Annotated in this window: 13 protein-coding genes; 10 read left to right on the forward strand and 3 right to left on the reverse strand. The window is 57.1% G+C overall.

From position 1 onward, the window contains the following. The first annotated feature begins 249 nt into the window (after positions 1–249). Complete coding sequence (locus NB063_RS20250; protein WP_250930588.1) at positions 250–951, forward strand: hypothetical protein; 702 nt, start codon at positions 250–252, stop codon at positions 949–951. 3 nt (positions 952–954) lie between these two features. Here NB063_RS20250 and NB063_RS20255 read toward each other — a convergent pair whose 3' ends face one another. Both NB063_RS20255 and NB063_RS20260 read right to left on the reverse strand, forming a co-directional pair. Beyond that, complete coding sequence (locus NB063_RS20255) at positions 955–1,386, reverse strand: peptidylprolyl isomerase (RefSeq protein WP_250930589.1); 432 nt, start codon at positions 1,384–1,386, stop codon at positions 955–957. A gap of 185 nt (positions 1,387–1,571) precedes the next feature. Further along, complete coding sequence (locus NB063_RS20260; RefSeq protein ID WP_250930590.1) at positions 1,572–2,186, reverse strand: hypothetical protein; 615 nt, start codon at positions 2,184–2,186, stop codon at positions 1,572–1,574. A 570-nt stretch (positions 2,187–2,756) separates the two neighbouring features. On the opposite strand from NB063_RS20260, the gene NB063_RS20265 reads away from it, so the two are divergent. Both NB063_RS20265 and NB063_RS20270 read left to right on the forward strand, forming a co-directional pair. After that, complete coding sequence (locus tag NB063_RS20265) at positions 2,757–3,782, forward strand: glutamine synthetase beta-grasp domain-containing protein (protein ID WP_250930591.1); 1,026 nt, start codon at positions 2,757–2,759, stop codon at positions 3,780–3,782. Between the two features lie 158 nt (positions 3,783–3,940). Continuing rightward, positions 3,941–4,291 (forward strand): cupin domain-containing protein, encoded by a 351-nt coding sequence (locus tag NB063_RS20270; protein WP_250930592.1) that lies wholly within the window; start codon positions 3,941–3,943, stop codon positions 4,289–4,291. Positions 4,292–4,378: 87 nt separating this feature from the next. Here the strand turns inward: NB063_RS20270 and glgX are convergent, their stop codons facing one another. Then, on the reverse strand, positions 4,379–6,469 hold the full coding sequence (gene glgX, locus NB063_RS20275) for a glycogen debranching protein GlgX (protein ID WP_250930593.1): 2,091 nt from the start codon (positions 6,467–6,469) through the stop codon (positions 4,379–4,381). 770 nt (positions 6,470–7,239) lie between these two features. Here glgX and ligA point away from each other — a divergent pair. The 7 genes from ligA to NB063_RS20310 all read left to right on the forward strand — a co-directional run bounded on the left by ligA (position 7,240) and on the right by NB063_RS20310 (position 13,745). After that, on the forward strand, positions 7,240–9,324 hold the full coding sequence (gene ligA / locus NB063_RS20280; protein WP_250930660.1) for an NAD-dependent DNA ligase LigA: 2,085 nt from the start codon (positions 7,240–7,242) through the stop codon (positions 9,322–9,324). Between the two features lie 175 nt (positions 9,325–9,499). Next, positions 9,500–9,973: an acetolactate synthase gene (locus tag NB063_RS20285; RefSeq protein ID WP_407652670.1), complete on the forward strand. Its 474-nt coding sequence runs from the start codon at positions 9,500–9,502 to the stop codon at positions 9,971–9,973. 1 nt (position 9,974) lies between these two features. Continuing rightward, complete coding sequence (locus NB063_RS20290) at positions 9,975–11,030, forward strand: ferrochelatase (RefSeq protein WP_250930595.1); 1,056 nt, start codon at positions 9,975–9,977, stop codon at positions 11,028–11,030. Between the two features lie 78 nt (positions 11,031–11,108). Beyond that, positions 11,109–11,420, forward strand: coding sequence for a Dabb family protein (locus NB063_RS20295; RefSeq protein WP_250930596.1), 312 nt, complete (start codon positions 11,109–11,111; stop codon positions 11,418–11,420). A 70-nt stretch (positions 11,421–11,490) separates the two neighbouring features. Next, positions 11,491–12,090, forward strand: coding sequence for a peroxiredoxin (locus tag NB063_RS20300; RefSeq protein WP_250930597.1), 600 nt, complete (start codon positions 11,491–11,493; stop codon positions 12,088–12,090). Positions 12,091–12,095: 5 nt separating this feature from the next. Further along, complete coding sequence (locus tag NB063_RS20305; protein WP_250930598.1) at positions 12,096–12,977, forward strand: RAD55 family ATPase; 882 nt, start codon at positions 12,096–12,098, stop codon at positions 12,975–12,977. A gap of 84 nt (positions 12,978–13,061) precedes the next feature. Then, entirely contained in the window at positions 13,062–13,745 is a 684-nt protein-coding gene (locus NB063_RS20310) for a hypothetical protein (RefSeq protein ID WP_250930599.1), read from the forward strand. Positions 13,746–13,827 lie beyond the last annotated feature (82 nt).

The following is a 13,827-nucleotide window of genomic DNA, read 5'->3' on the forward strand; positions in this document are numbered from 1 at the left end:
CTGTTCTGCATCGCCAAATACGGTCTCTTTCGCCGTTAAGTCGATCGACTGCGCCGTTACGGACCGCCCCGCCGCCCCCCGAATAGCGAGGAATTACCGCTCGTACCGATTACGCCGATTCCCTGGTTGCATCGGTTGGCGAACGGGTGACCGCCTTGGGATTTGTTGCGTTGCGATACCGCGGAATGCGTCGATACCAAACAACGGTACTCCGACCGCAGATCGGGATGACATCTCCAAGGATCAATCATGAAACGTTCGCTTTCCGTCGTTCTCGCCATCATTGCCACCGCATGCGGTGCACCCGCCGCCCGAGCAGACCTTGATTCATTACTCGGAGACTGGGCGGAAGCAGCATCCCATGATTCGGATAACTACGATTCGGGCAACTACACGACCGAAGGCTTCACGCTCGCGCCGGCGAGCGCCGGCCTCGCCGAGGAAGATATCAGCGGAAAGCCAAGCAAGGACAAGACGCTCACGTCCAACCATGCCGATGTGGTGCATGACCTCGACAGCGAAGTGGCGGTTGCCGATACGTATGAAGCCATCACGCCGACGATCAACCCCTACTACACCCCCTCGTCCGAAGACTGCGGATGCGACTCGGGCCAAGCCAAGAAGAAGTTCTCGTGCGGTTGCGGTGGGGGAGGCGAAATGATCCCTTGCAACCAATCATGCCACTGCAAGGGACTCAGTGAGTGCCGACCTCACCAACGTCCGGCATTGCCACCACCGAGCAGCCTGCTGCAAATGTTCCGCAGCAAGAATTCGTACTCGACGATATGGTCTGGCTACGCCGAAGAGACTCGCTCACGCTGCCGCAACACCAGCCCGCACGTTCTCGGTACCTGGCGCACGTGTGACGAAGGCGGATTGCTCGAACCTGGTTGCAACACGTGCGAGGCGGCCACGCCCTGCGATACATGCGAATCCGGGTGCGACCAGTAGGGCCTACTCTTCGGTCACACGGACCGTGGTCATCTCGTCGCCCTTTTGAATCGAATCGACGACGTCTTGACCTTCAATGACTTTACCGAACACGGTGTGCCGGTCATCGAGATGCGGCGTGGCTACGTGCGTGATGAAGAATTGGGAACCGTTGGTGTTCGGACCGGCATTGGCCATCGAAAGTACGCCAGGGCCGTCGTGACGAAGCGAAGCGTCAAACTCATCTTCGAACTTGTAGCCTGGCCCCCCGGTGCCGGTTCCCAACGGGCAACCGCCTTGGATCATGAAGTCAGCAATCACACGGTGAAACGTCAGCCCGTCGTAGAACTTCTTTTCGCAAAGCGTTTCGAAGTTACCGACCGTTTTGGGGGCTTTGTCTTCGAACAGTTCGACTTTGATCGTACCGCGGTTGGTTTCGAAGGTTGCAACTTTCATCGTGGTTTTTCGTTGTGCAAGTGTGTTGGGGAAGATGCTCAATCTAGCAGGCGGGACCATACCGGACTCAACGCGCCGGATCAATGATGCCGCCGCGTCTGCCACCCTCACCTCACCAACGCAGCGAGGTGAAATACGAACTTTCGCAAACGCCGAGCGGCTCACCAGCGGTCTTCGATCGCCCGTTAGTCGAGGTCGAGCTCCGATTCGAGCTCACGGATTTCCAATTCTGTCGGGTCGAGCGTCTCATCACTTGCCGCATCTGTCGCCGCAGCCCCCGCGGTTGCCTCTTGGTCGTCGTCTGCCGAATCGGGTGACGGCACAACCGTCGTGGAACCGACCCGATTATCCAAACTGATCGGCTTGCGACTGCCATCGGGCATGACGAGGAACACCTTCTGCAGCTCGCCGGCGTTGGTCATTTTGACGGAAACCTGAAAGTCCCTCTGCTCTGCTTTCCCATCAAGGATCATGAAGTCCGGGTTGGATTTGCCTTCATCGACGGTCGCAAACACGTTCATGCTCAGCGACTCAATGTTGCCAACCTCACTCCGCAAATCGGCCAACTGATTCAATTCTCCTCGGACGGGCTCGAAAATCGACGAGCCATAATTTTGAACCAGGTACAACCCGACACCGCAGCACACGATCAGGCTAAACAACCCGCCGCCGATTACGATGCCGGCAATCCACAAACAAGTGCGGCGATTCTTTTTAGGAGCGGCCACGCCCGGTTCGTTCCCGGCGACTCCGACACCGTCTGTGTGGTTTCCGGACTTCAGAGGGTCGTTGGACATCATCGCCCGTTAATCCATTTAGGGGGTAACAAAGGGCAACAAACCTCAGCAACGATCTCGAGCGAAGTCGACACGGCGACGTGGGTTGGTTCCCGCAAAACGCAGCATTTTAGCGAAGTGGGGTCAGAGGCGGGAGTCGGCACGCACCCACACCATTCATTTGCGTCATTTTGTCTCACCTCAGCCCAATTTTTTGGCACGGGCTCCGATCCTTGCCCGCGGCGGCATGAAAACCATTGAGGAGAGTTCCCCTCCCCAAAGAGCTTACAGCGGGTTTTCGCCCCCCAAACCATCCGCCCAATTGCCCGACGACGAGAGGTGAATCGGGTGAAATTCGCGGCAAATTCATGGTCCCACCGAAACCGATTTCAATTTCACCACTGGAGCGCGAGAGGAATTCGGCTATTTTATGGAGTGTCACGATGAACAGCTAAAAAGCTCGCTTCGTCGCATGGGCAGAACACACACACGCGTGCGGTTGGGTAGACCGTTTTTTGTCCGAAGTTTCATTTTCAGGCCACGGCGTTTCAGAACGATTCGCAGGCCTCTACTAGTCTGAGGAGACTCCCGTAGATGACTAAGTGCAAGTTGGAGTACATCTGGCTCGACGGCTACCAGCCGACCCAGAGCATGCGTAGCAAAACCAGAATTGTCGAAGATTTCAGCGGCAATTTTGAAGACGCACCCCAGTGGTCGTTCGATGGTTCGTCGACCCAACAAGCCCCCGGCGGTGCTAGCGATTGCTTGCTCAAACCAGTTTTTTGCTGCCCCGATCCTGATCGCTCCGGCACGGGTTTCCTCGTGATGTGCGAAGTGCTCAACGCTGACGGCACGCCACACCGCAGCAACGGCCGCGCAACGATCAAAGACGAAGACGATGATTTCTGGTTCGGTTTCGAGCAGGAATACACGATCTTCGATCCTCAAACCAACCGCCCAATCGGCTTCCCAGCCGAAGGCTTCCCAGCCCCTCAAGGCCCTTACTACTGCAGCGTCGGCGCAGGCAAAGCTGTTGGACGTGAAATCGTCGAAGAGCACCTCGAACTCTGCTTGGAAGCCGGCCTGAACGTCGAAGGCATCAACGCCGAAGTCATGATGGGCCAGTGGGAATTCCAAATCTTCGCCAAGGGCGCTTGCCGCGCCGGTGACGAAGTCTGGGTTGCCCGCTACTTGCTCGACCGCACCGCTGAAAAATACGGCATGGTCATCAACTATCACTGCAAACCAGTCAAAGGCGACTGGAACGGCAGCGGCATGCACGCCAACTTCTCCAACACGCTCCTGCGAACCTGCGGCAGCAAAGAAGTCTACGAAGCGGTCTGCCAAGCGTTCGAACCACGTATCGCCGAGCACATCGACGTTTACGGTGCCGACAACGATCAACGCCTGACCGGTCTGCACGAAACTCAATCGATCGACAAGTTCAGCTACGGCATCTCCGACCGTGGGGCTTCGATCCGGATTCCGATCTTCACCGTCGAGCACGGCTGGAAGGGATGGCTCGAAGATCGTCGCCCAGCGTCCAACGCCGACCCATACATGGTCGCCAGCGCGATTATCGCAACGGTTCGCACGGCAAAGATCCCTGCCAACGTCTAATCTTCGCTGACAATAGCGAAACTCGAACCGAAGCCCGGATTGCCTTATGGCGGTCCGGGCTTTTTTTCGTTGACGCACTAGATAATCACCAACCGAACCCAGACCGTGCCCAACAGACTGCACGACCCCACACCATTCCCTCAGCAACGCTGTTCATCATGGACGAACTTTTCCGCGACAACCTCCTATCAGCGATCGTCAACTCCGCTGACGAAGAAACCGTCCAAACAATCCAACACGGACACGGCGTACGCATCGAGCGGATCGTTTCAACGGGACAGTCCAGCCCACCGGGATTCTGGTACGACCAAGACGAACACGAATGGGTCGCGTTGATCTCAGGAGAAGCCAAACTACGCTTCGAAGATGATGACACGATCCTCCATCTCAGAAGCGGTGATCATGTCATGATCAACGCACACCGACGGCACCGTGTGGAATGGACAGCCACGGAAACACTCACCGTTTGGATTGCGGTGTTCTACAAAAATAGGCCAGGCGAAACCTGACCTATCCGACAAATCAATGCGATGTTCGTTGCGACGCGTCGACGGAGCGTGAACGGACTCCATCGACGACCAACAGGGCGACCGACGCTAGCTCAACGAGGCGTTGCAAACGAAAATCTTCAGCGAATGCCGCCCGACCTCGATGATACGATTGCTCGGAGCAACGGGGCCGTCGACTTCGGGATAGATATCATTCGGCGACGGGGCCGACGTATCAACGAACAGATTCCAAATCGCGCCGCGGCCGATGGAAGGCAATTCGAACTCGAGGTTGTCGCCCGTGCTGTTGAACATCATCACCAAGTCACGACCAAGACCTTCGGGATCGTCCAAACGACTCGGTGCGGCAATGTACGCGGTCATCGCCAAGGCACCTTGATCCCAGTGCAGCGGACTGCCGTCGGCACCGTACCAGGACACGTCAGGAATCTTTCGACCGTCAACGGGACGACCGGTCAGGTATTCCTTACGACGGATCGTTGGCTGGTTCTTACGGAATTGAATCAACCCACTGACGAAACGCATCAAGTCAGCGTTCTTGTCAACGAGCCTCCAATCGAACCATGAGATGTCGTTGTCTTGGCAATACGCATTGTTGTTGCCCTTTTGCGTTCGACGAACCTCGTCACCGCTGACGATCATCGGAACCCCTTGGCTGACCAACAACGTCGCCAACATGTTTCGAACTTGCTGGCCGCGAATCGTCGAGATGCATTTCTTGCGAGTCGGACCCTCCACACCATAGTTATCACTGATGTTGTGGTTGTCGCCGTCGTTGTTGTTTTCGCCGTTGGCGTCGTTGTGCTTGTCCTTGTACGAAACCAAATCGTTCATCGTGAAGCCGTCGTGGCTGGTGATGAAGTTAATGCTGCAGAACGGAGGCCGTCCGGCATGTTCGTAGAGGTCACTGCTGCCCGCCAAACGGGTCGCCAAAGGCCCCAGCGTACCGCCGTCACCACGCCAAAAACCGCGTGCATCGTCACGGTACCGCCCGTTCCATTCCGCCCAACGGTGGTTGCCGAAACTGCCGACCTGATAGGCGCCGGCGGCATCCCACGCTTCAGCGATGATCTTCGTGTCGGCGAGCATCGGATCTTCGGCGATCAATTCGACCATCGGTGGGTTGGGCACCAGATTACCGGACCGGTCACGACTCAAAATACTCGCCAAATCGAAACGGAAACCGTCGATGTGATAGTTGTGCACCCAGTGACGCAGACAATGGAAAATCATCTCACGGACAACGGGGTGGTTGCCATTGATCGTGTTACCGCAACCGCTGTAGTTACAGTAATGCTGACCTTCACTGAGGATGTAATAGACTTGATTTTCGAGACCCTTGAACGAGAGCGTCGGACCGTTCTCGTTGCCTTCGCAGGTGTGGTTGAAGACGACGTCGAGAATCACTTCGATGCCTGCCGCGTGAAGCGCCTTGACCATCTGCTTGAATTCAACCACCTGCGCCCCCGGGGCGCTACTATGGGCGTACCCACGGTGCGGCGCAAAGAACGCCATCGGGTCGTAACCCCAATAGTTGGGGCGGGTAATTTTCTTGCCGTGTGGATCACGGATCGGGAACTCGTGCACCGGCATCAGTTCCACGGCGGTGATGCCGAGCGATTTCAGATAAGGGATCTTCTCGATCACGCCGAGGTAGCTGCCGCCGGCCTTGACCTTCGCCGTCCGACTCTTGGTGAAACCTCGCACGTGCATTTCATAGATCACCGTCTCGCTCATGTCGCGACGCAGGTGACGGTCACCTTCCCAATCAAACGAGTGATCAACGACCACACACTTGGGCGGGCGCACGAGGCCATCCTTTCCGGTCTGGTACGTGCCCGCGAGCGCCTGAGCATAGGGGTCGATCAAACGCGCTGACGCGTCAAAACGGTGCCCGTTTTCGGGTTCCCAGGGTCCCGAGGCTTGGAAGTGATAAAGCTGCCCCGGTTCGAGCCCAGGAACATTTAAACTCCAGATATCACCCCAACGATCTGTATCGCGGTCGAAGTCGATGACCTGCGCAGGCTCTCGATCGTTGACTTTGTTGTAGAGCAACAATCGCATCTCCGTCGCCGAGCGGCTGAAAACCGAAAACTGAGTTCCGGTTGCCGATGGCGTGGCGCCGAAGGGAAGCGCGTAGGCAAATTGAAGGTCGGGGCACGGTTGTCGCATCAGCATTGAAAGATCGCTCCTTGAGTCATTCATTCAAGACAACTTGCATCAACCAGATTGCAGACGATTTCTCAATCGTCGACAACGATTTACCGCTGTTGTCCTGTTGGGTTCCGGTGTCAGTTAAACCCTACCACCAAGCTTGGCGCCGCGCTGCCAAATCTCAAAACCGGGCCTTGAAATCCACACCTAGCCGGCACTTGCGTGCTAGTGGGGCAATCGGTTAGTTCCAGGCAAGGCGTGAGAGGGATTACGAATAAAACTCTCGTGCCAAAACTGCGGGGCAATCTCGACCATCACAGTACTGCGAAGGGCGGACCGGGCGGGTGATTGAGGAACCCGTTGAGACGATAAGAATCATCTCAATGGACTCGAATTCGATCTCCTTTGAAGGAAGTGAAACGTCTTAAGCTGCATCATACTAGCGTTACGATCGTCTGGGACAGACAGCGAATCGGATTGCATGGGTTAGGAAAAGCGTTATGGCCCCTTAAGCCCCCCTAGCGGCGGCATCACGGACTCAGGCGTTCCCCACATTTTGGATATTCTTTCCCAAACATTGCTCTCTGAACCATTTAGAACCGATCGGCTGTACACCCATGGGTGGAAAATGGTCCTCCAATGAGTTCGGACGTGGGGGCGTTTTCGAGCGGTCACTCGCCTAGAATTCGGGGAGTTCACCGATATCCACACCCGCTTCAGTGAACAAATATCAACTCGAACAATCCATCTCGTTCGCAAACCAATCTTTTCGCAAATCACGTACCGGAGTGGCGATGGCGGCTGCAGACCCCCAACAACGAATTAACGAACTCGCCCAACAGATCCGACACCACGACCGGCTGTACTACCAGGAGGCCGCGCCTGAAATCACGGACCTGCAGTATGACCAATTGATGGACGAGCTAGTCCGTCTCGAGAAGGAGCACCCGAAGTTCGCGTCGCCTGACTCGCCCACCCAACGTGTCGGTGGCGATGTCGTGGACCATTTGGTCCAGGTGCCCCACAAAGTCCCGATGCTGTCGATCGACAACACGTACAGTCGCGAGGAACTCAAGGCGGCGATGCTACGGATCGAGAAATCGCTCGAAGGATCACTTGAGGAAAACGAACAAGTTCATTGGGTGATGGAGTACAAAATCGATGGAGTCGCCGGATCGATCCGTTACGAAAACGGGCGACTCGCTCTCGCGCTGACCCGAGGCAACGGCGTCGTCGGCGATGACATCACGCATAATGTCAAAACGATTCGCGACCTGCCGCTGACGCTGCACTGCGAAAACCCTCCAGCGGTCGCGGAACTGCGCGGTGAAATCTACATGACCGAAGCGGACCTGGCGGATCTCAACGTGAGACAGGCCGCCGCCGGTGCCGAACCCTACAAAAACACCCGCAACGTGACCGCAGGCACGATCCGCTTGCTCGACCCCAAAATCGCTGCCGAGCGAAAACTACGATTCTTCTGCCACGGAAACGGCGAACTCGAAGGCGTCCAGGCAACCGATCACATGTCGTTTCTCAAGTGGGTCAGTTCGGTCGGCGTTCCCTGCACACCTGACGCCACGCCGCTGCGTTCGATCGACGAGGCACTCGAAGCGGTCGCCAAACTCGAAGTGGAAATGCCTGACCTGCCGTTTGAAGTCGACGGCATTGTGTTCAAGGTCGACTCGTATTCCCAACGTGAAAAACTCGGTATTCGCAGCAAGAGCCCGCGGTGGGTCATCGCGTACAAGTTCGAACGCTATGAAGCCACCACAAAACTCGAGGCGATCGAGGTGCAAGTCGGCAAAGCGGGCACGATCACACCGGTCGCCTATCTTTCGCCCGTGGAAATCGCGGGCACCACGGTCTCGCGAGCCTCGCTGCACAACGTCGACGAAATCGAGCGTCTCGACGTGCGGGTCGGCGACCTCGTTGTGGTGGAAAAAGCTGGCAAAATCATTCCCAAGGTCGTCCGCGTGGAAAAACACGCCAGGACCACCGAATTGCCCCGGTTCGAATTTCCGACCGAATGCCCCGAGTGCGGCGAACCGCTGACGCGAGATGAGGGTGGCGTCTACATCCGCTGCACCAACCCACAATGCCCCGCCCAATTACGCCAACGCTTGGTTTACTTCGGCAGTCGCGCGGGAATGGACATTGACGGACTCGGCGAAGAAGTTGTCGACCTGTTACTGCAAAAACAACTCGTCCGCTCGTTTGCCGATCTCTATCGACTCGACGTCGACACCCTGGCCGATTTGACTTGGCCGCGACAACGCAAAGGGAAAGGCGACGAAATGATCGACGTCCAATTCGGCCGCAAGAACGCGGAGAACCTAGTCGCCGGGATCGAAGCCAGTCGAACTCGCGGGCTGGCTAAACTTCTGTCCTCGATCAGCATCCGACACGTCGGCCCCCGCGTAGCAAAATTGATCACGGCCAAGTTCTGGAACATTGAACTACTGAAGCAAGCCACCGCGGAAGAGATCGCTTCGATCCACGAAATCGGTGACCGGATCGCCGAGAGTCTTGTCGGCTTCATTCAAAGCGAGACGGGAGAGCAAACACTCGCCGATCTGGAAGCGGTCGGCGTGGTGCTCGCCGAACCTGAACCGACGGAGACGGAGGTCGACGCCGAGGCATTGCCTTTGGCCGGTAAAAACATCGTCGCGACGGGAACGCTCGAACACTACACCCGGGATGAAATCAAAGCGAGGATCGAGGCCCTCGGCGGCCGCGCCGCCGGTAGCGTCAGCAAGAAAACCGACTTTGTGATCGCGGGCGAGAAAGCCGGTAGCAAACGTGACAAGGCCGAGAGCCTCGGCGTCGAAATTCTGACCGAAGCCGAATTTCGGGAACGCTACGAAACGCACCCTTAGGGGGACGCAGGAGCCCTCGCTTTCTCGATGAGGCAACTCCCCCCGTCTTGGCAATTACCCAGTTTGCCGAAAAAACCGCCTCTCGCTACACTCCCGTACAGATTTTGCCCGCCGCCTTATTAACGAGAACGGACGCATGAGCTTTGGTTCCGAAGTGAATACCCCTTACGCGACGATGAGGGGTCGAGAATTTCCCGCGATCCGTCAGTTCACCATTTTTCTTGAGAACCGGGTTGGCCAACTCCTCGAAGTCGTTCGCCGATTTGAGGGCACTGGGATCCGAATCGTTGCCCTGTCGATCAACGACGCCGCCGAATGTGCGTTCGTTCGATTTTTAATCAGCGACGCGGACCGTGGTCGCGAGATCCTTGAACGCTCCGGGCTCGCGATCATCGAAACCGATCTGATCGGAGTTGAACTCCCCGAAGGCCCGCAACCTTTGTTGCGAGTTTGCACGGCGTTGCTGCAAGCGGAACTGAACATCATCCAGGCCTATCCTCTGATCGTTCGCCCCCACGGCAAACCCGCCGTCGCGATCATGGTCGAGGGGATCGACATGGCGATGAAAACGTTGCACGAAAAGGGCTTCCGAATCATTACCGAGGCGGACCTCGATGGCGATGACGCCGGAACCGGAGACGGGGTCTAAGATGTCAGACCTCCCCCCCTATGACTCCTTTTTGCTCGTCTCGTTCGGCGGCCCCGAAGGGCAAGACGACGTGATGCCGTTTCTGGAAAACGTGCTGCGTGGCAAAAACGTCCCTCGCGAGCGGATGCTCGAAGTCGCCGAACACTACGCGCACTTCGATGGCGTGAGCCCGATCAACCAGCACAACCGAGAACTGTTAGCCGCCATCAAAACGGAATTCGAGGCCGCCGGAATTGACCTGCCTGTGTACTGGGGCAATCGCAACTGGACGCCGTATTTTTCCGAAACGCTGCGTCAAATGAAAGCCGACGGTTGCCAGCGTTCACTCGCGTTCTTCACCAGCATGTTCAGTTGCTACAGCGGCTGCCGCCAATACCGCGAAGACATCGCGGCCGCTCGTGAAGAGGTCGGTGAAGGCGCGCCGATCGTGGAAAAGGTCCGCATGGGTTTCAACCATCCCGGATTCGTCGCCACGATGGCAGACAACATCGCGAAAGCGGCCTCGTCGATTGGCGTCACTCCGGGAGAAACCAAAGTGCTGTTCACCGCGCACAGCATCCCGATGAGCATGGCAGACAACTGCGATTACGAAAAACAACTTCGCGAAGCCAGCCGTTTGGTCGCCGCCGCGTGCGGAGCCACCGACTGGGACCTCGTCTATCAAAGCCGCAGCGGCCCGCCGAACCAACCTTGGCTCGAACCCGATGTGCTCGACGCGATCTCAAAACTCGACGATGAGAACAAACTCTCCTCGCTGGTCATTCTGCCGATCGGTTTTGTCAGTGACCACATGGAAGTCCTGTTCGACTTGGACGAAGAAGCTGCGGCGTTGTGCCAAGAACGCGGCATTCAAATGGCGCGTGCGGCGAGTGCCGGAACGCATCCTGAGTTCGTGTCAATGATTCGCGGGCTCGTCGCCGAACGCCTCGGCCTCAGCGACGAAAAACCCGCCATCGGCGACCTCGGCCCATGGCACGATGTCTGTCCCGCCGACTGCTGCACCTACACGCCTCGCCGGCCACCTTCCCCGGTTGGGTCGGGCCGACCGAGTCGTTAAAGTTTGGGCCCGGCGACCGCAGGTGACACTCGCGCCCGACCGCACTTCCCCACACTCCCCCCACCGATACCAAAAATCATGCCCCGACTCGCTCATCAAGTTTTCTTTAAACTCAAAAAACGCGACGAAGCATCCGTCACGAAACTACTCGACGCCTGCGAAGAATACTTGACGGGCCACGAAGGTATTTTGGACTTCGCCATCGGGCAACGAGAGCCGCGATACGACCGCCCGGTCAACGCAGACTACGACGTCGCCTTGCACGTCGTGTTTGTCGATCAGGCCTCGCATGACAAATATCAAGTCGCTGAGCGGCACCTGAAATTCATCGAACAGCAAAAAGACAACTGGGACTCGGTCCAAGTTTTCGATACGAACCTTCGAGATTGATCGCCTCACGGCAGACGAACTCGTCCGTTACAAAACCATCCCTTCAAGAGACTTTACAAAGAGATAGACAATGAGCGTTTTGGTCACTCAACAAGCCCCTGATTTCACCGCCACCGCCGTCATGCCCGACGGCACATTCAAAGACGACTTCTCGCTCAGCGATTACAAGGGCAAGTACGTCTTGCTGTTCTTCTGGCCGTTGGACTTCACGTTCGTTTGCCCGACCGAAATCATCGCTTTCAGCGACCGCGCCAAGGAATTCGAAGCCCTCGGCGTGAACATCATCGGTGTTTCGGTAGACAGCCATTTCTCGCACTTGGCATGGACCAACACCCCGCGCAACCAAGGCGGTATCGGCAAAACCGAATACCCGCTCGTCGCCGACCTGAACAAACAAATCTCGCGTGACTACGACGTGCTGCTCGACGGTGGCGTTGCATTGCGTGGGTTGTTCCTGATCGATAAGAACGGCGTCGTGCGTCATCAAGTCGTCAACGACTTGCCACTCGGCCGCAGCGTTGACGAAGCACTCCGGATGGTGAAGGCACTTCAGTTCTTCGAAACCAACGGCGAAGTTTGCCCTGCAAACTGGCAAGAAGGTTCGCGCACCATCAAGGCTGACGTCGACGGCAGCAAAGAGTTCTTCGGCGCCGAATACTCGGCCAGCTAGACTTGATGACAGATCGATTGAAAACAGGCATCCCCGCGCTCGACGACATGTTGGGCGGGGGACTGCTGCCTGGAAAACTCGCCGTCGTGCTCGGCGCCACGGGCATCGGCAAAACCCAACTCGGAATTAGCTTCGCCAATCAGGGTGCTGCGCAGGAAGGCGAACGCGGGATCTTTTTCGATCTGACTTCTCGAGGCGACTCCCAAAATCACCGCGACTACGCCCAGCGACTCTTTGACTGGGACCTCAACCCGGCGGACGCCACCCAACGCCTTGCCGCCGAACACGTTTGGGACCGCAGCCTCGCTCGCCGCGATGCGATGCATCTCTTTGAGGATGCCGGACGACGCGTCACGTCAGCAGACATGGACGCCGATGAATGGCGTCTTTGGAAGAGCGAACAGATCAAAAAACTTGATCAGGCGATCGCCTTTTTCTACGGCAACTTCATTCATGGTGTCCGCCGCGCGGTCATCGACGGCATCGAACCGGTCGACCGGGCCGCGGAGTCGATCCAGTTCGAACTGTTTGAATACGTTTATCAGCAGATCATTCGTAAGGAATACGACTGGCTCGCACGTGACTTGTTTCGTGTTCATTATCGCGAGAATGCCGAGCGGGTCGCCGCCCAGGCGTACGATCACGAATCGATCGGCGGGTTGCTGCTCGCCACGAGCCACGAGGTCATGCTCGACGACCTGATCACGCGACGGATCGAGAGCGGCGACCTGCTATCCAATGCCAACACGATTATCCTGATGGGCAAAATCCGCGATGGCAATCGAATGGGCCGCGCAATCTACATTTCCAAACATCGGGGAAGTGCCTGCGACGAGTCCATCGTCCCGTACGTGATTGAGGAAAACGGACTCCGGTTGACGCCCTAACTCCTCCCGAGGGCCCACTGCCGTTATGATCAACTAATAACGCGGCAGAGTGCCCCCCGTCCTATTGACCGAGTTCACGTACCCATGTGGCAGATCCAAAACACGATCGCAGATCCAACGCCCCCAAGCCAACCGAAATTGATCGGAATTTGGCCAGCCGAGGGCACCAACTGGACGTGTCACGCCCTTGGCGGCGACTCGGGCATCTCGCTCGGCGACGTGGATCATTCGCTGCACCTCAGGGTCGCGAATGTCGGCCCTGATGCACTTCCGAGTGCGGGCGAACAGTACGTTTGCGGCGATTCGTGGAAGATTGATTACCCTCAGGAATCGGGGAAATACTGCCTCCGCCTCTCGATCCGGGTCGTACACGCCACGGCAACTCGGATCATTTGGGAACCGACTTTTTCAATCCAAACATCGCTTCTGGACACGGATCCTTCGCTCGAACTGACCGCTGTTGGTTGCACCGCCAATCTCCTCGCCGCAGACCTGCCGCCTGACGTTTCCGCCTCGGTCGCCCGCCCCAGCGACGATTCAGGCCAACTCATCGTCTTGCTCGGCCCCCACGATGCCCCATTCACGAAAGACCGCTCGAGCGGCAACCGGCTCGACCTGCGAATTTTCGGCGAGTTTCTTGAAAAGGGCGTCATTCGCAAAGCACGCCCTTGGGTCATCCTCGATCGTAGCGAAGCGGGCGTGTCCGCAGAAGATTTGAGCCAATATGGCGAGGAACTCTGCAACACGCCGTTGCCATTAACCGCCTGATTCGCAGCAATCTTCGGTTCTTCTGCCGGTTTGCCTTTTCAAAAATCTCCCCAGCGGCAAGAATGCGGGTTTCGCCAACAGT

Source organism: Aporhodopirellula aestuarii (assembly GCF_023701485.1).
Lineage (GTDB): Bacteria > Planctomycetota > Planctomycetia > Pirellulales > Pirellulaceae > Rhodopirellula > Rhodopirellula aestuarii.